This is a genomic window from Microbulbifer sp. ABF4_148 (genome assembly GCF_056158985.1).
In genome coordinates this window covers 3239527-3256561 of the sequence record NZ_JBSWUI010000001.1, presented here as the reverse complement: position 1 = coordinate 3256561, position 17035 = coordinate 3239527, and the positions used below count along the sequence as shown (strand labels likewise).

Annotated in this window: 19 protein-coding genes; 7 read left to right on the top strand and 12 right to left on the bottom strand. The window is 56.4% G+C overall.

Translation table 11 applies throughout. From position 1 onward, the window contains the following. The first annotated feature begins 91 nt into the window (after nt 1-91). Nucleotides 92-1099: a tryptophan--tRNA ligase gene (locus ACXAD0_RS14375; RefSeq protein WP_475089226.1), complete on the top strand. Its 1008-nt coding sequence runs from the start codon at nt 92-94 to the stop codon at nt 1097-1099. An 87-nt stretch (nt 1100-1186) separates the two neighbouring features. Next, on the top strand, nt 1187-1516 hold the full coding sequence (locus tag ACXAD0_RS14370) for a DMT family transporter (RefSeq protein ID WP_475089225.1): 330 nt from the start codon (nt 1187-1189) through the stop codon (nt 1514-1516). Between the two features lie 17 nt (nt 1517-1533). Here ACXAD0_RS14370 and ACXAD0_RS14365 read toward each other — a convergent pair whose 3' ends face one another. From ACXAD0_RS14365 to ACXAD0_RS14345, 5 genes are all read right to left on the bottom strand, one after another. After that, nucleotides 1534-1998 carry a GNAT family N-acetyltransferase gene (locus tag ACXAD0_RS14365; RefSeq protein ID WP_475089223.1) on the bottom strand — a complete coding sequence of 155 codons (465 nt, stop codon included), beginning with the start codon at nt 1996-1998 and terminating at the stop codon, nt 1534-1536. 28 nt (nt 1999-2026) lie between these two features. Continuing rightward, on the bottom strand, nt 2027-2782 hold the full coding sequence (locus tag ACXAD0_RS14360) for an esterase/lipase family protein (protein ID WP_475089222.1): 756 nt from the start codon (nt 2780-2782) through the stop codon (nt 2027-2029). Nucleotides 2783-2857: 75 nt separating this feature from the next. Further along, nucleotides 2858-3163 (bottom strand): hypothetical protein, encoded by a 306-nt coding sequence (locus tag ACXAD0_RS14355; RefSeq protein WP_475089221.1) that lies wholly within the window; start codon nt 3161-3163, stop codon nt 2858-2860. 252 nt (nt 3164-3415) lie between these two features. Next, nucleotides 3416-3910: a PH domain-containing protein gene (locus tag ACXAD0_RS14350; protein WP_475089220.1), complete on the bottom strand. Its 495-nt coding sequence runs from the start codon at nt 3908-3910 to the stop codon at nt 3416-3418. A gap of 4 nt (nt 3911-3914) precedes the next feature. Beyond that, entirely contained in the window at nt 3915-4352 is a 438-nt protein-coding gene (locus tag ACXAD0_RS14345; protein ID WP_475089218.1) for an MAPEG family protein, read from the bottom strand. A 234-nt stretch (nt 4353-4586) separates the two neighbouring features. Between ACXAD0_RS14345 and ACXAD0_RS14340 the strand changes: the two genes are divergently transcribed. Continuing rightward, nucleotides 4587-5459 carry a patatin-like phospholipase family protein gene (locus ACXAD0_RS14340; protein ID WP_475089217.1) on the top strand — a complete coding sequence of 291 codons (873 nt, stop codon included), beginning with the start codon at nt 4587-4589 and terminating at the stop codon, nt 5457-5459. 21 nt (nt 5460-5480) lie between these two features. On the opposite strand, the gene ACXAD0_RS14335 is transcribed toward ACXAD0_RS14340, so the two are convergent. The 5 genes from ACXAD0_RS14335 to ACXAD0_RS14315 form a co-directional block, all read right to left on the bottom strand. Further along, nucleotides 5481-7172: a hypothetical protein gene (locus ACXAD0_RS14335; RefSeq protein WP_475089215.1), complete on the bottom strand. Its 1692-nt coding sequence runs from the start codon at nt 7170-7172 to the stop codon at nt 5481-5483. A gap of 482 nt (nt 7173-7654) precedes the next feature. Continuing rightward, on the bottom strand, nt 7655-8206 hold the full coding sequence (locus tag ACXAD0_RS14330) for a DUF1415 domain-containing protein (RefSeq protein ID WP_475089214.1): 552 nt from the start codon (nt 8204-8206) through the stop codon (nt 7655-7657). A gap of 4 nt (nt 8207-8210) precedes the next feature. After that, nucleotides 8211-8747, bottom strand: a complete 537-nt coding sequence (locus ACXAD0_RS14325; protein ID WP_475089213.1) for a DUF2058 domain-containing protein — start codon at nt 8745-8747, stop codon at nt 8211-8213. Nucleotides 8748-8862: 115 nt separating this feature from the next. Further along, nucleotides 8863-10461 (bottom strand): AbgT family transporter, encoded by a 1599-nt coding sequence (locus tag ACXAD0_RS14320; RefSeq protein ID WP_475089211.1) that lies wholly within the window; start codon nt 10459-10461, stop codon nt 8863-8865. Nucleotides 10462-10636: 175 nt separating this feature from the next. Further along, entirely contained in the window at nt 10637-11212 is a 576-nt protein-coding gene (locus ACXAD0_RS14315) for a DUF805 domain-containing protein (RefSeq protein WP_475089210.1), read from the bottom strand. A 160-nt stretch (nt 11213-11372) separates the two neighbouring features. Between ACXAD0_RS14315 and gndA the strand changes: the two genes are divergently transcribed. Continuing rightward, the gene (gndA, locus tag ACXAD0_RS14310; protein ID WP_475089208.1) at nt 11373-12899 is read left to right on the top strand and encodes an NADP-dependent phosphogluconate dehydrogenase; all 1527 of its coding nucleotides are present in this window, start codon (nt 11373-11375) and stop codon (nt 12897-12899) included. 102 nt (nt 12900-13001) lie between these two features. Here gndA and ACXAD0_RS14305 read toward each other — a convergent pair whose 3' ends face one another. Next, nucleotides 13002-13532, bottom strand: a complete 531-nt coding sequence (locus ACXAD0_RS14305) for a protein tyrosine phosphatase family protein (RefSeq protein ID WP_475089206.1) — start codon at nt 13530-13532, stop codon at nt 13002-13004. A 274-nt stretch (nt 13533-13806) separates the two neighbouring features. Between ACXAD0_RS14305 and ACXAD0_RS14300 the strand changes: the two genes are divergently transcribed. The 3 genes from ACXAD0_RS14300 to ACXAD0_RS14290 all read left to right on the top strand — a co-directional run bounded on the left by ACXAD0_RS14300 (nt 13807) and on the right by ACXAD0_RS14290 (nt 16451). Continuing rightward, on the top strand, nt 13807-15087 hold the full coding sequence (locus ACXAD0_RS14300) for a Xaa-Pro dipeptidase (protein ID WP_475089205.1): 1281 nt from the start codon (nt 13807-13809) through the stop codon (nt 15085-15087). Between the two features lie 231 nt (nt 15088-15318). After that, on the top strand, nt 15319-15738 hold the full coding sequence (locus ACXAD0_RS14295; protein WP_475089203.1) for a thioredoxin family protein: 420 nt from the start codon (nt 15319-15321) through the stop codon (nt 15736-15738). Next, nucleotides 15738-16451: a cytochrome c biogenesis CcdA family protein gene (locus tag ACXAD0_RS14290; protein WP_475089202.1), complete on the top strand. Its 714-nt coding sequence runs from the start codon at nt 15738-15740 to the stop codon at nt 16449-16451. Before ACXAD0_RS14295 ends, ACXAD0_RS14290 begins: the two co-directional genes overlap by 1 nt. A 47-nt stretch (nt 16452-16498) precedes the next feature. Here the strand turns inward: ACXAD0_RS14290 and ACXAD0_RS14285 are convergent, their stop codons facing one another. Further along, nucleotides 16499-16954 (bottom strand): FAD-binding oxidoreductase, encoded by a 456-nt coding sequence (locus ACXAD0_RS14285; protein WP_475089201.1) that lies wholly within the window; start codon nt 16952-16954, stop codon nt 16499-16501. Nucleotides 16955-17035 lie beyond the last annotated feature (81 nt).

The following is a 17035-nucleotide window of genomic DNA, read 5'->3' as shown; positions in this document are numbered from 1 at the left end:
GCCCATGATTGCCGTACCGCCCCGAAGCATAAACAGGTATTATCTGCGCCTGAATTTGACCGGGTTTGAAGAACGGAACGATCGAGAAGTTATGACTAAGCAGCGTGTATTGACGGGTATCACCACCACCGGTACCCCCCATCTTGGTAACTATGTAGGCGCGATCCGACCGGCGATTGCCGCGAGCCGCGAGGAGGGCAACGAGTCCTTCTTCTTCCTGGCCGATTATCATGCGCTGATCAAATGCCAAGACCCCGAGCTGGTGCACCAGTCTACCCTTGAGATCGCTGCGACCTGGCTGGCACTGGGGTTGGATACCAATAATGTGGTGTTCTATCGCCAATCTGATATCCATGAAATCCCCGAGCTGACGTGGTTATTGACCTGTATGACGGCCAAGGGACTGATGAATCGCGCGCACGCCTACAAAGCGGCGGTGGACGCCAACCGCGCGGATGGTGAGGATTCTGACTTCGGCGTGACGATGGGACTGTACAGCTACCCAATCCTGATGGCGGCAGACATCCTTATGTTTAATGCCAGTCATGTCCCGGTGGGCAAAGATCAGGTCCAGCACATCGAAATGGCCCGGGATATTGCTCAGCGCTTTAATCATCACTACAGCGAGCACTTTACCTTGCCGGAAGCCGTGGTGGACGACCATGTGGCGGTCCTGCAGGGCCTGGATGGACGCAAGATGAGCAAGAGCTACGGCAATACCATTCCGCTGTTCCTGCCAGAGAAAAAGCTCAAAAAGCATATCAACAAGATCAAGACCAATCTGCTGGAACCGGGTGAGCCCAAAGACGCAGATACCTCAACGGTGTTCCAGATTTGGCAGGCATTCGCCACGCCTGAGCAAACCGCCGAGATGCGCACCGCATTCGAGGACGGGATTGCCTGGGGTGAGGCCAAGAAGCAATTGTTTGAATTGGTCAATGGACAAATTGGCGAAGCCCGTGAGCGCTATGAAGCGTTGCTGGCAAATCCTGCCGAAATTGAAGAAGAACTGGAAAAAGGGGCAGCCAAGGCGCGCGCCTATACCGCGCCGTTTATCGATAAACTGCGTCATGCCGTCGGTATTCGTAAGATTGGCTGATCGACACGTGTTTTGCTGAGAGGGGCCTGTGGCCCCTTTTTCATTAATAGGCAAAGTGCCTGGGATTGTGTTCACTTGGGGGATGGTATGGCGTATGTCTATCTGGCACTTGCCATTATTGCGGAAGCGGTGGCTACTTCTGCGCTGAAGGCATCGGAGGAGTTCACACGTCCCGGTCCATCGTTGCTGGTTATCGTTGGTTATGGCGTTGCCTTTTATATGTTGACGCTGGTGCTCCGCACGATGCCGGTGGGCGTTACCTATGCGATCTGGTCGGGGCTGGGTGTCGTGCTGGTGACCCTGATTGCGACAGTGCTCTACAGGGAAATGCCGGACTGGCCCGCCATTGCGGGAATGAGCTTGATCATTGCGGGTGTTGTTATTATCAACCTGTTTTCAAAAAGTACCGCGCATTGATGTGGTGCGGGTCATTTCTACTGGCTGTCTGACATAAGCATTTCGATGTGCGGAATGCCATCCTCGTCGTACGTTTCGGAGACCTGAGAAAAACCGAATTCCTCATAGAACTGCTTCAGGTATTCCTGTGCCGAGATCCGGATCCCCTGTTGCGGGAACGCCTCTCTGGTGAGTGAGACGGCCCGGCTCATCAATTCCTTGCCCAGCCCCTGACCGCGCGCGGCGTCTGTAGTGAGCACCCGGCCAATGGATGGTTCCGGGTATTTCTCGCCCGGGTCAACCACGCGCAGGTACGCCAGTGCAGTCGGCTTTGATGCGGAATCTTCCCACGCCGTCAGGTGCCAGCTGCAGTAATCCTTACCGTCGGCATCCTGGTATGGGGTCGCTTGCTCGACAGTAAAGACTTCCTGTCTTACCCGAAGAATCTCGTAAAGTTGATCGAGGGTCAGGTCGCTGAGGCGACACCACTGCCAGACTGCCATAGGGTTGTCTCAGGATTCCAGAAAGAGGTTAAGCGGGCGTATCTGCGGTCGGCGCAGGGTGGGGAAGTGGACGATGAAACTTTCCATGCGCCAGGTAATGCAATACCTGCTGGATCACTTTTTGGTTTTTCATCATAAACACATGTGTGACCGGCATTTCCAGATGGTCTCGCATACCTTCCAGCTTGGTACTGGATACCGATACCTTGCCGTCGTCTGTGCTGGGAATAATTCGTGACAAAATCAAGTTCATTGACCGTGTTCCCGCGATGATACCCAAATCAAACTGGGCCGGCCCGAGCTGGTTGGGAACACTCAATGCGCCTGTGCCCAATTGAAGCCCGGCCTCTCCCAGCATAAATTCAAAGCCGGGGAACTGTCCCAGCTCGTCAACGACCTCACTGCCCTTATTCGGCGGCCCGAGCATCACGACACGATTCAGGTTTTCGATCGATACCCGGCTGAGGTATTGCCGTACCAGAATGCCGCCCATCGAGTGCGTAACAAAATTCACCGGTTCGCCACTGGGGCACTGATCCAGTGCCGGGGCGATGGCCATGCCTGCCAGGCGCTCGATGGTGAAGTCTGTGGAGGGATAGCGAACATTGACTGTATGGTAGCCCTCGCGCTGAATAGCCGATTCCAGCTTGGCCATGGACGAGTCTGTCTTCGCCAGCCCGTGAAGCAGGATGACACAGTCTGCGTAGGTAACGCTGCTGGCGAAAAGCAGTGCGAATGTGAGGGCAAAACGTGCGCGGATCATCGTGGTGATACCTGTTCCCATTGGTCTATTGTTCGTCGTCCTTGAGACGGTCATCTTAAACGTCGACAGGAGGTGTTGGCCAGCTTCTGTGGTCCGCTATCTAGAGGGGTTGTCGGGCAGGGAGACATACAGGGTGAATCTCGCCTGCTCGTTGCGCCGAGCTGCATTGCGCATCAGGTACACGGATATCCGATAGAGCCCCGACGCAGGGGCTTCTGCCGAATAGGAATTGCCACTGATACTGCCTGTAAACAAGGCGGCATCGCCGGGAGCGCTACCCGGGGCGTATACATTGAAATAGTTCGACAGGTGGTCGCTGGCAAGTCTTACATGAATCCGTTGTCCCTTTTGCACTCGCAGTGCGTAGACTCGAATATCACGCCCCTGAATCGAATTGCTCACGTTTGTGGATGAGTGGCCTGGAGATAGCACAAGAAGAGTTTCGTCGTTCGCAGAGACTGCTTCGACGAAGGACAGTAGCGTCAGGCAAAAGAAAAAACAGCAGCGTTTCATCATGCCGAACTCAACAGCGCCCGGCCCGCAGCGGAGGGTATGTGGCGGCGCGGGCCGGGAAACGAGTGCCGCCTTCTTTCAGTAAAGCACAGAAAGCTGTGCGCGTAACAGAAGACGGGAACTGCGGATGAAGACCTTCGACTACCGGGGCTGTAGCAGGGTAACGAGCTTGTCTGGTCGGTCGGGGGTGACCACCAGCGAGCGCTCGGGGAAGCGAATCACCACCGCGCGCGCCGGGTCGGTAGCAAATGCCCGGAATCGCCCCGTATGTTTATTAGAGAAAATGCCGGTGTAGGCAAAAAGTCCACCGTTGCCAAATATTCGCACCGCGTGCTTCATTGCATCGGGATCCGCGCGAACCTCGACACGGCCATCCAGATTGCATTTTGTCTTCCACAGGAGCCGCTGTACCCACAGGGTATTGCCACTCACCTCGTAACCGCGCACGGCGAAAAGGGCGGTCAGGAGCAAGATACCAATGGGCAGCCAGGTGCCGAACGTGTAAAGCGCGCTATCGGTCTCGGGGGCATTGGCCATCATTAACAGTGGCGTGCCCAGTAACACCACGCAGGCCAGAGTGGTGAGCCACTTCAGCTGCTTACCCCAAGGGGCCGTGAATTTGTAGGCGGGGGGCATAACTTCAGAAAACCTCGAGGAGTGCGTTGATGGTCATCCATACCAGCGCGAGCGAAGACAGCGCGAAGATGCCGAAGCGAACTTCGATCTTGTTCCACAGGGCCTGGATGAGACTGTGAGCGATACGTAGACCGACATAAGCCCAGGCGAGGAGCAGGTTGAGTCCATCGCCCGCCCCCACGAAGGCGAGTACCAGGGCCACGGCATAGAAGGCCGTTGGCTGCTCCATCAGGTGGTTGTAGTTGTCGGCTTTCCAGCGTACCTGCGCGGGTAGCTGGCCCATCAGTTCGGCTGGCGGCACCGTTGGGTCGAGCACTAGCTTCTGACGTGCAATGGCGGGCAAGCGGGTGGAATACATCCAGGCCCACATCACCATTGACCAGGCGACGAGAACAACGATTGGGGCGAGTATGGGGGCAAACTCCGGAATGGACGCGGGCATAGGAGACTCTTGTCAGCGAGATTGTCGAATAGCGGAAATATTATTCCAGCCCCGCAAGGCTGACAACCGACTGCCTCGCGCAGCGTGGCGGTCATCGCGCGCGTTTGGCCCGAATTGGGCACAAATTGTCCATCCTGTTGTCAGGAATGGTGTGAACGCTTTACATACAATTCGAGTCAGAGGATTGGTGTTTGGCAAACGGCGTATCGCGACCGACAGAATTGGCATTCAAGCATGAGCAGCACAGGTCTACAGAGGGGCGAACCCATTCAGAAGGCTTTGGTGGTTGAAGGCGGCGCCATGCGCGGGATCTTCGCTGCCGGTGTGCTGGACCGGTTTATCGAAAGTGATTATCAGCCTTTTGCGTTTGCGATTGGTGTCTCAGCAGGATCCACGAATCTGATTGGCTACCTGTGTGGAGATCTGGGCAGGAGCCGGCGGATTCTGCTGGATCATGCGCGCCGGGACAATTTTATCGACTGGCGTCGCTACCTGAGAGGCGGGCATTTTTGTGATGTTGGCTGGCTTTGGCATGCCTCTTTTAGTGAAGTACCGCTGAACCTTCAGCACTATCATGATGCCGGCGTTCCCCTGTTTGCCGTCACCACCAGTATTCGTACTGGCGAGGCGTACTATCTCGAGGTTACTCCGGAAAATGTGCACGATGTATTTCCCGCGTCCTGCGCAATCCCGCTATTTTATCGCGGCTTCCCGATGGTCGATGGCGAACCCATGACAGATGGTGGCCTGGCGGATTCCATTCCTGTTATTCGCGCCTATGAGCAGGGTGCCAGGGATATTACGGTGGTGTTATCGCGGCCACCGGGCTATCGCAAGCATGAGACGCCGAGGCCGCGCCTGATACAGAACTTTTTCAAGGACCATGCCCAACTATTTGAGGCCGTATTGGGTCGCGCCGAGCGCTACAATCGGGCATTGGATTTTATCGAGTCACCGCCGGTGGGCTGCACGGTCAGGGTAATCGCGCCTCCGGAAGACTTCCCCGTGAATCGATTTACCCTGGAAGCTGATCTGCTGGAAGAGGGGTATCAGGTCGGGAGAGCTGCCGCCGAAGACTATCTGGTGGCAGCGCCCGAACGCGTCTAGTGCGATGTTGATTAGGTGCTGTTAATCCACCGGATCTTCGGAACAGGACTGGTTGAGGTCGATGATGGTTTCCAGTTGATCATCCAGTTTGGCCTTGGCAATCGCCTCCTGGACAAGGCGCTCCCGATCATTCGCCAGCACTTCCTTGTTTGCCGCGGCTTGTTGCAGGGTCATTTCATGCTCATCGAGGGCATCGGCTTGCCCCAATAGGGCTTCGACGATCACGCTGTCTGTGCGCATGGTTATACGCGAATCATTCAACAAAACACCCTCCACCGGATTGGATGAATCCTCCTGGCCGATCGGTCCGCGCTTGAATCGATAGTAGGTATTGCCATCGGGTAGCGGGAAGTTGCCGTCGCTCCCCAGCGTGGCCGGGGTTACCTTCAGTTCAGTACCGTTTTCCACCAGTTCCACGCGTTCCAGGGTGGGGACGATCAGGTCCGTGGCATTACCGATATAGCCGGCGAGTTTGAGAATTTTCTGGGCCACCTCCGGGACTTTACTGTCTACGACAAACTGATCGAGAAAGCCGAGCAGTCCGGAGATTGGTACTTCGCGCCAGGAATCCAGCCGGCCGTTGGTAAAGGCGATGCGCACATCTTTGAGATGCAACTTGGTCACATATTCCTGGTTGAGCTCACGGAAGACAAAGTTGAGTACCCGGCGGCGGTTGGCGTTGGTGATACTTCTTTCGATGATTGATTCGGCTCCAGACTCCTCCTTGCGTTCGGAACTGCTGGTGACAGCCATCTCGCGTTTGCTGGATGCTTCGGCGGCGTGCTCCTTGACAGACTCTGCGGCTTGCCGGGCAAATTGCTCGCGTCCACTATTGTATTCGCCGCTGCCACCGCCGGAGACCTTTGCACTGCCGAACCCCCAGCTGGCTGATGCCTCAGCTTCCACATGCCATTCCTCGGTGCTGGACTGGGTTTGCTTGTCGGTGGTTTCGTTCTGGATTTTGTCGGCAAAGCGCTCGCGGGCAGATTGTTCGTGTGAGTCGATGATACTGGAGGCATTCTCGCGACTCTCGGAGGTACTTTGCCAGGTGCGCAGTGAGATTTTGCTGGTTTCGCCGGGGAGCAGGGTGAAGGTTTTCACCGTCTTGCCCATACCGTAGTCGCCGAGAAACGAGCTAATGCCATAACGCTCCACAAAAAAGATTCTTGGTTTTACCGGGGTGTTGACCGGGCGCTGGATTTCAATGAGTTTGCCAGCCCAGTTCACTGCAGGGGTGAGTACATAACCTTCTTCGAGTTGTGCTTTGAAGACTTCCGGAGAGACGCTGGTCGGGGCCAGGTTTGCTACGGTATTTGAATTTTTAGATGTAATCGCAGGGGCCTTGTCCGTGTGGACTTGCGGGCTGTTTTTTATGTTTGCGAGGGTGAAGGGGGCCAGGGTGACAGATTCTGCGTCCTGGGATGACAGTCGCGAGTTGATACGTCCGATACTGCGGCTGAGGTACCGTTGGATTCTACTTTCATTGGGAACCAGCTTTTCTTTGCCGGAAAGTTTGGTGCCCAGCGAATCTGCCAGCGAACGACCCGCTGAACGTGCGAGCGCGGTGTAATCGTCAGAGCGCAATCCCAGATCGAGCTCGACGATGCGCCGCCCGGTATGGCTGCCGGGCAGGGGTACGTTGTAGTTAATGGTGGATGGCTTGCCCTCTTCACTGAAGGTAATAGCGGTCGTCGTTTCTTGAAATTCAGTCATCGCTGCTCTCCTGGTCGAATAACTGAACAGGTGCCCGCGAGTACATGCCAGGAAGTCGGTAGGCTTCCCAATACCCGGTCGAGTAAGAACTTGATGTATGGCCTGTCCGTGGCGATCCCTGTTCTTTCTGTATCGCAGGTGACAAGACATGGGCCTGATACCTGCTGGCGAGCGGGGAGAATAGCAACAGGTCTATTTTGATCTCAACCGCGGTTTTATGAACACTTGTCGAGGCAATTGGCACAGCTGTAATAGTTGTGCGCGTGGTTAAACCGATAAATGGAATGGATGCCAGTTTTGCGGTATATCGCCGATATTTTTTCTAGCAGGATCCGTTGCTAAGAAAAAAAAGATCTAAAGAAAATCAGGCGAACCGGTGCGCATGTCGCAAGTTAAAAGCGCACACCCAGAACGGCAGCCATTGATAAGAGGTCTGAGTCGCGATTGTTCAGCGGCCCTGTGCCGAATACGCAAACTGAGGTTTAGGAAAATAGATACGGGAACAGTTTACGCTTCTGTGCCTCTGTGAGTGCATTCACACAGCGAATATTATTGTCGGGAATCGATTCCGGGTCCGGGTAGCGCGCCAGCACACGGTCGATGCTCGCCTCGCGGATCAAGTGCAGAATGGGATAGGGAGCACGATTCGTGAGGTTCTCGGGATCCTCGGGCGATGTTCCGGCAAACTGGTAGTCAGGATGGAAGCTTGCCAGCTGATAGATACCGGAGTAACCCTGGCGATCAATCAGCCACTCCGCCAATTCCAGAAACTGGTTGTAGTCGTCAAACCGTTGCAGGTGGTCAGGCACAATCAACAGTGTGGTTTCGAGTTCCTCTGGAGGGTACTGATCCAGGCGATTCAGTTCCTGTTGCAGTGCTCCCATGAGCGCCTGATCACTCGTTGCGTCACTGACCGCAAAGCGCACCTGGCCCGCCCGGGTTGGTTTACGCGCGAAAGGGCAGAGGTTCAGCCCGATGACCACATCTTCGAGCCAGCGCTTGACTGGCTCAATGACATTCTGGTGGTTAGACACCCCGTTACCACATCAGGTCGTCAGGGATCTGGTAATCCGCGTACGGATCGTCTTCGTCGGTAGTCTGGCTGTCTGCCGGCGGCTGGATTACCGTGGCAGGGTCGCGCTCGGCAATTTTTTCGGCAATGACACGTGGCACCAGTTCAAATTGCTCATCCATGCTGACAATCATCAGGCGGCCAGCGGCGAGATGCTCACTCACTTTGGGGGCAACGTGAATGGTCTTGATCTTCTTATCGAAAGTGAAGTTGTAGGCGACATCCCCATCACCACGCGGCTGGCGGTTTTTCTCCACCATCTGACGGATCTGGGCGGCGATGGCCTTTTGTTGCGCGGCTGCGTCCCGCTCTGCGTTCAGCGCACGGTCTTTTTCGGCTTTTTCCGCCCGGGCACGTGCCGCTGCAGCCTTGGCCTCATCCTGAACAACCTCGCCGCCCTTGCGTGCGACTTTCTTTTGCTTGCGTTTGTCCTTGCTGACCTGCTTGGCCTTCTTGCTGTCTACCAGGCCGGCTTTCAGGAGTTGGTCCTGCAATGAACTCATGGATTGCCTCGTTCGTCTGAAAACAACTCCGGCGGGCCAGGCCCGCCGGAAGTGGATGTGTCTGAGCGCACTCTAACCGGGATTGAGTGAAAACTCACCCCCGCCGATGCAGTTATTAGCTGCCGAAATAAGTTGCCGCACCGGGGCCGACCGGCAGGCCCAGCGCAAACACCCAGATAAAGAACAGGGCTGTCCAGCCAATGAAGAACACAATGGAGTAGGGGATCATCGTCGAAATCAGTGTCCCCATGCCCAGGTCTTTCTTATAGCGCGTGGCAAACGACACGATCAGCCCGAAGTAACTCATCATGGGGGTAATGATATTGGTTACCGAGTCGCCAATCCGGTAGGCCGCCTGAATCACCTCGGGCGCATAGCCCAGGAGCATCAGCATGGGCACGAAGATGGGGGCAGTCACCGCCCACTGTGCGGAGGCACTGCCCAGCATCAGGTTCACGAAACCGCACATCATGATGAAGAACAGGAACAGCAGTGGGCCTGTCAGGCCGATGCTCTGCAGGGTGTCGGCACCCAGAACCGCAAAAATGGTACCGAGGTTGGTGATCTTGAAGAAGGCCACAAACTGCGCGGCGAAGAATACCAGCACGATGTACATGCCCATGGTGCCCATGCTCTTGGACATCGCGTCGATCACGTCCCGGTCGTTGCGCATACTGCCCGTGACACGGCCATAGACAAAGCCCGGAACCGCGAAGAACACCACGATCAGCGCGACGATCCCTTTCAGGAACGGGGAGCCGGCGACCTGGCCGGTTTCCGGATTCCGCAGTACACCCCACTCGGGCACGATCGACAGGGCCAGCAGGGCACATACGCCCAAGACGGCGAGGCCTGCGTATTTGAGTCCGCGCTTTTCGTCCTGTGTCAGCCCGCCCATCTTGTCTTTGGACAGATCCACGGAGGCTTCGGATGGATCGTACTTACCGAGTTTCGGTTCCACGATAGCGATGGTCACCCAGCTACCCAGCAGGGTAATCAGGAAGGTACTGGCGATCATAAAGAACCAGTTCACTTCCGGTCCCACCGAGTACGTTGGGTCGATCATATGTGCCGCAGACTCGGTAATGCCCGACAGCAGTGGGTCGACGGTGCCAATCAGCAGGTTGGCACTGTAGCCGCCGGAAACCCCGGCAAACGCGGCGGCGAGGCCCGCCATCGGGTGACGTCCCAACGAGTGAAAAATCATGGCGGCCAGCGGAATGAGTACCACATAGCCCAGCTCAGAGGCCGTGTTGGACAGAATGCCCGCGAAAACAACGATGACCGTGACGGTACGCTTGGAAGCCTGCATGACCAGGCCGCGCACTGCGGCGCTGAGCAGACCTGAGTGCTCGGCAATGCCCACACCCAGCAGCGCCACCAGTACCGTTCCAAGCGGCGCAAATCCAGTGAAGTTGGTCACCAGACTGGTGACGATGATCCGCAGGCCTTCCCCGCTGAAGAGGTTGAACACCTCGATCACCCCATCGGCTTCACGACCGGCAGCGCCGACCGGGCGCGGATCCGCGACGGCCAGGCCGAAGTAAGACGCGATACCACTGATCACCACCACGCCCAGCGCGAACATGGCAAACAGTGTAATTGGATGCGGGAGAAGGTTGCCAAGCCATTCGACGGTATCGAGGAATCGGGTAAAAGCGGCCTTGCGCGGGGCCGAACCCTGCGGCTCAGAAGGAGATGCTGCGGTACTCATGGTTCGCTCTCTTTTAGGGGGCGTGGTGCCGGTCCGGTTGTGCCGGGCCTGGGTTCACCAGAGTGGTTAAAAATTGAACTTGTGGCGGATCATACACAATTTGGGCTGAGCCCTGAAGGCTCGGGTCGTGATCGAATCTGCTACAGGAGTTCCGAATAGGGTGCTGAGTGAAATTTTATTGCTTTTTGCCGCAGGAATGTGGGCTTTTTATCCTTGGGCTTGGTCCATAAGGATTGTCGCCCGGAGTACCCCTGACAAGCATCATGCTGAGCCACACAAGATTGCCGACAATGGGAATCAGTGTGGCTAGCAGAAGCCAGCCGGAGCAACCGAAGTCATGCGACCGTTTGACGCTGGCTGCAAGGTACGGCCACAGCACGATCAACTGCAGACCCGCCAGATAGGTGGTCCATCCCTCCGCCGGTAGCGCAAAAAACCAGGTACCGGTGAACACCGCGAGCACAAGGATCAGGCAGGGCATCAACACCAGTAGCAGGTATTCTATGCGGGTAACACGGCCATATAGAGAGAAATAGAACCACCACAGGTAGCCGAGTGCACCGGACGGCCTGGGCGAGCCGGTCGCCCCGAGCGCGGAAAGCGGGGGTAAATAAGGGTTCGTGTTGGCGGACATGGCGGTTGGCCTTGTTCTGTGCTGAATGAAGAGGGAACTCTCAACGTAGCACTGGTCACGAAAGATGCCCGTGGCGCCGGTTAATTCCGTCGCAAAATTCACTGAGTGACTGGTCATTACCATCCTCCCGCGGTCACAGCCCGGGAGGCGTGTCGAGGGCGTCGATTACTGATCCGATAGACCAGCGAGTACCGAGCGCTTTAGGCAGTGCGGATTGGGGGGATGGATTGCTATAATTCGGGCCTTTTTGATGTTCCAGATTTCCCCGGAGAGATAAATGGCAGATTCTGAGTCCCTGTGTGATATCGGTTTTATTGGCGCAGGGGTCATGGGTAAGAACCTGATCCTGAACCTGGTCGACAATGGCTATCGCGTGTGTGCCTTTGACCTGGATCACGGCAGGCTGGAAGCCTTGCTGCAACAGGATGAAGCAGAGCGGGGGGATCAGCCTGCACGGGTGGAGGTCTGTAATTCCTACACCGAATTGCTGTCCCGGGTGAAGGCGCCACATCTGGTGATTCTGTCTGTACCCGCGGGCGCGCCGGTTGATGATGTGTGTAACAAGTTGCTGGACGCCGGCCTGAAGGCGGACGATATTGTGGTCGATACCGGCAACAGCCTGTGGACGGACTCTGTCGAGCGCAGCCAGCGCTATGAAGGCAAACTGAAATTTTTCACTACTGCCGTGTCGGGTGGCGAGGTAGGTGCGCGCTTCGGACCTTCACTGATGCCCAGTGGCGATCCCTATGCCTGGGCCCGCATTGAACCCGTATGGCATGCCATCGCAGCCAAGGTCGATCCGAAAACCGGCCAGCCCATTGAGCGATTCGAGCCGGGCAACCCGGTTAAAGAAGGCGAGCCCTGTGCAGCTTATATTGGCCCGATTGGTTCCGGGCACTACGTCAAGATGGTGCACAACGGAATCGAGTATGCCGATATGCAGTTGATCTGCGAGGCCTACGATGTGATGCGTACCGCGCTGGAAATGACCCCCGCGGAAATCGCGGCGGTTTTCCGGGAGTGGAACAAAGGGCCATTGAACAGCTACCTGATCGATATCAGTGCGGAAGTACTGGCGACGATCGATCCGGAAACCCAGCAGCCGCTGGTGGATGTGATCCTTGATCGCGCGGGTCAGAAAGGTACTGGCCTGTGGACCGCCGTAAGCAGTCTGGAGGTCGGATGTCCGGCGCCGAGTATTGCCGAGGCGGTGTTCGCGCGTTCATTGTCGACCCGCAAGGTACTGCGTGGCCGGGCAGCGAAAAAACTGCTGGGCCCCGACGTGGCTCCTGTCCCCGCGTCGGAGCGGGACCAGGCGATCACGCAGCTCCACGATGCGCTCTATTGCGCCAAGATATGCGTGTATGCACAGGGCTTCGACCTGATGAAGCTGGCTGCGCGCGAGCAGGGCTGGCAACTCAACTTCGCAGAAATCGCCCGTATTTGGCGCGCCGGCTGCATCATCCGGGCCGTGTTCCTGCAGTCGATCAGCGACGCTTATGAACGGGATCTAAAACTCTCCAATCTGTTGCTGGATGATTTCTTTGTCGAGCAGATTGCTGCGAATCAGGGCAACTGGCGCAGGGCGGTGGCGGATGCGAGTCTTCGTGGTATTCCGGTTCCGGCGTTGTCTTCCGCGTTGAGTTATTACGATGCCTTCCGTCGAGAGTCCTTGCCAGCCAATCTGTTGCAGGCGCAGCGGGACTTCTTCGGTGCACACACCTTCTCTCGCGTGGATCGTCCTGAAAACGAGAAATACCACGTGCTGTGGGGCGAAGAGGGTAGACCCATCGTCAAGATCTGACTGCGTGTGTAAAACCGTTGGTCTGATGCCAAAAACGGCAGCGTTTGCTGCCGTTTTTTTGCGTGCCGGGTTCCCGGTCCGCTGTTACGGAAATCAGCGTATTTATTCCGAGAGTTGATCGCGGACGTGCGCTTCCAGGCGTCCCAGGTTCCAGCTTTTACCCTTGGTAATCGCGGTCTCTAGGTCCAGCCCGTGTACCTTACCCGCGCCCAGGGCGATCAATGCCCCGACTCGGTTGCCGCTGGCGCAGTGTACCAACGTGGTTTCGCCGTTTAGCGATCCAAGCAGCTCGTCCAGCTTTTGCGCGTTCTCGGGAGTGACCGCGTCTTTACCGTCGATGGGAATCGAGTGGAACTGCATACCCAATTCGGTGACCAGTGTTTTTTCATCCCAGTCCAGCTCAGCGTCCGGGCGCAGACTCACAATGTGCTGCACACCCTGTGCTGCCAGGGCTTTGAGATGTTCCTGTGTGGGTTGGCCGGACGAGAGTAAGGACGGCTCCACCTGCTTGAGGTTCTTGATATCCAGCGAGGTGACAGATTGGGTAATGGTGCGCGGGGCGCTGTGGTGTTGCGCGTGAGCCCAGGTAAACGCCAGTCCGCCGGCCAGTAAGAGTGCAGTCGCAATACGCATGATTTGGGGTTCTCCACTTCGTTTTTTCTGTCCCAAAGGAATCCTTCCTCTTCCATTTTATCCTCACTATCGCCAGAGTGGCCTGTCTATTTGACCCTCCAGTCCCAAATTCAGTCGGATCTTGTTGCCGCTTTGCGATCTGGAGTGATTTTTGACTGTGGAAGGGTTGGGAGAAATAGGGTAAAACGCCGTATTCTCTGTTTTTAACATTTGACCCTGAAAGTACCCGACTGCCGGTGGTAGTCGAGGATGTCTTTCCCTGCTGGAGTTCACCATGCGTATCAAGTTTCTTGCATCAACATTGCTCACCGTTGCAGGTGCCTGGGGGTGTCAAAGTGCGCTTGCCCTGACCGTGCTGACCGCTGATCGTTTGATCGATGTTAAAAATGAGAAGGTCGTTGAGTCGCCGGTGGTGACTGTGGAGGGTAATCGTATCCTCTCCGTTGAGTCCGGCACTGAGATTCCCGCGGACGCCATCCGTCTGGACGGTATGACCTTGATTCCAGGATTAATGGACATGCATGTGCACCTGACCTCGGCGGCCAACCAGCACGGGTACCGTCGCCTGGGTACGTCCAATCCTCGTGCAGCACTGAAGGGCGCCAAGAACGCGCGCCTGTCACTCGAAGCGGGCTATACGACCATGCGTAATCTCGGTGCGCCGGGCTACGCGGATGTTGCGTTACGCGATGCGATTAACGAAGGAGACATCCCAGGTCCCAGATTATTTGTTTCCGGACCGTCCATTGGTATTACCGGTGGTCACTGTGACAACAACCTGTTGCCGCCGGAGGCGGAAGCAAAAGGAACCGGTGTGGCCGACGGCCCCTGGGCGGTGCGTGCCAAGGTGCGCGAAAACCTCAAGTATGGGGCCGACCTGATCAAGCTGTGCGCAACCGGCGGCGTGTTGTCGAAGGGCACCAAAGTGGGCGCCCAGCAGCTGGCGTTGGAAGAAATGCAGGCGGCGGTGACAGAAGCGCATAACCGCGGTGTCACCGTAGCGGCGCATGCCCATGGTACCGACGGCATTAAAGCCGCGATTGTGGCGGGCGTGGATTCCGTGGAGCATGCGAGCTTCCTGGATAAGGAAACCATCCGTCTGGCAAAACGGCACGGAACCGTCCTCTCGATGGACATCTATGTCACTGAGTACATTCTCTCGGAAGGGGAGAAAGCCGGCATCTTGCCAGAAAGCCTGGAAAAAGAGCGGCAGGTCGGCGGGCGCCAGCGTGAGAGCTTCCGCCAGGCCGTCGATGCCGGGGTCAAGATGGTATTCGGTTCCGACGCCGCCGTTTACCCGCACGGACATAACCCGCGTCAGTTTTCCCGTATGGTGAAATTTGGCATGACGCCGCTACAGGCCATTCAGGCGGCTACCATCAACTCGGCGGAATTGCTCGGGCAGGCACAACACCTGGGCAGTATCGAAAGTGGCAAGCTGGCAGATATCGTTGCAGTGCCGGGGAACCCGCTGGAAGATATTTCGGTGATGGAGCGAGTTCAGTTTGTGATGAAGGACGGCCAGATCTTTAGACAGGACGTGACTGGATTCTGAGCTTCGAGGCTGGAGGATTGAGTTCGCTATTCTTCAATCCGATCGCACTACCTCCAGCCATCAAACGGCTCGTCCCACCCAATTCCTTGCCCGCCAAATTTTTTGCCAATAAGTGTAAGAAACCTCGCTAGCCGCATGACCAATTGGGGAATCCGCGTGATAGGAGTGCCTGACAGCACCTCCGACCGTCACGCCAACCGTATTCTGGGACAACCAAAGGAAGCTACCTACATGTCGCTATCACCCTTAAAGCCGCTGTTTGCCTTACTCACTCTCATGTTTTGCCTGGTATCTACCGCTACTGCTGCCGACAAAGAGCCATTCACCGAAGAGCGCTTTAACGAACTGCGTGATGCCGGTGAAGTCGTACTGGTTGACGTATTCGCTGACTGGTGTCCAACTTGCGCGAAACAACAGAAGGTCTTGCAGGAATATCGTGAAAACAACCCGGGCAAGAAGTTTCATGTATTGATCGTCGATTTCGATGAAGACAAAGACTGGGTACGCCACTTCCGTGCACCACGACAGTCAACGCTTGTATTGTTCGCTGGCGACAAACAGACCTGGTTCAGTGTTGCCGAAACACGGATGGAAGTAATCGCAGATAAAATCGATCAGGCTGTTGCGCAGGCCAGCAAGGGCAACTCGTAATGGGGTTGGAGTTTGCAGCAATTCCGCTGGCGTTTATTGCGGGAATCGTGGGGATCTTATCCCCATGTGTCTGGCCCCTGGTCCCAGTGGTCATGACCTCGTCGAGCACTGGTGGGCGTCGCGGCCCGTTTTTTATGTCCCTCGGCCTCGCTTGCGCATTTGCGATAGCGGGCACCGTACTCACTTTACTGCTGATTAACCTCGGTCTCGATCCCGTCGCCTACCGAAATTTCGCAGCCGTTTTGCTAGTTTTCGTCGCTTTAACTCTGATTATTCCGCGCTTGGGATATTGGCTGAGCGGGCAGTTGTCGCGGCTTACGAGTCGTTTCGGCGCCAACAATAACTCGACAGGAAATAGTGGAGCAGGGCAGTTCTTTATGGGCGCTCTACTTGGCCTTGTTTGGCTGCCCTGCGTTGGTCCAACACTCGGCGCGGCCATCGCCCTTGCCTCTGTAGGACAGCAGGTACCGACTGCCTTTCTGGTGATGTTTGTATTCGGTGTCGGCACCGCATCTGCGCTACTGGTAGCGGCCTACCTGTCAGGCCGGCTGCTGGATCGCTGGCGCGGTGGCATCATGACCAATGGCGAACGTGCGAAAAAGGTGTTGGGGATACTACTCCTGATTCTGGGCGTCATGGTCCTGACTGGTATGGACAAGGCTCTCGAGGCATTTGCCCTCGGTATCCTGCCAGATTGGGCGCTCTCCCTGTAACCGGGTTGCTTTGTCGCCATTTAAAGCCTGGCCTGTTCCCGCATAAGTCACTTCGAATGTAATTCTGACAGAGAATCCTCGATTTGTTGTTTCTCAGTCGCGCTTAGTGATCCGTAGAAACGGGGATAGGGCCAGCCATATCCCCAGCGAAAGGTCGTCGGCCAGAAGGGGCTTCCCCCCACTCTGACACCCGCGAGCATCAGGCCGGCGATCTCCGGTTCTCCGACTTTGGCCACGCATTGCTCCAGTTCCCGGTCTGCGGTCAGTCTCTGCTGGTAGGTTCCACCTTGCCAATAGGCGAGATCGTGGGCAGTACAGCAATCTAGCCACAGGGTATTTTGCTCCAGGGTGCCATCGGGAAACGCGCTACAGCCGTCGCTGGTAAACGGCTTGAGTTCGGCATCGGCCAGAGCGGGCGTCACACACAGCAGGGTGACTCCTGCGGTCTGGGATACGGCGCGCAGTAACGCGCGGAGCTTAAAAACGGATGGTGCTACAGACATGGCAGAGCTCAAGTAAGCTGGGTTTCGCGGCGGTTTAAACTGATCGCCGCGGTGGATTCCTGTTTTCGGTAGCGATTCATG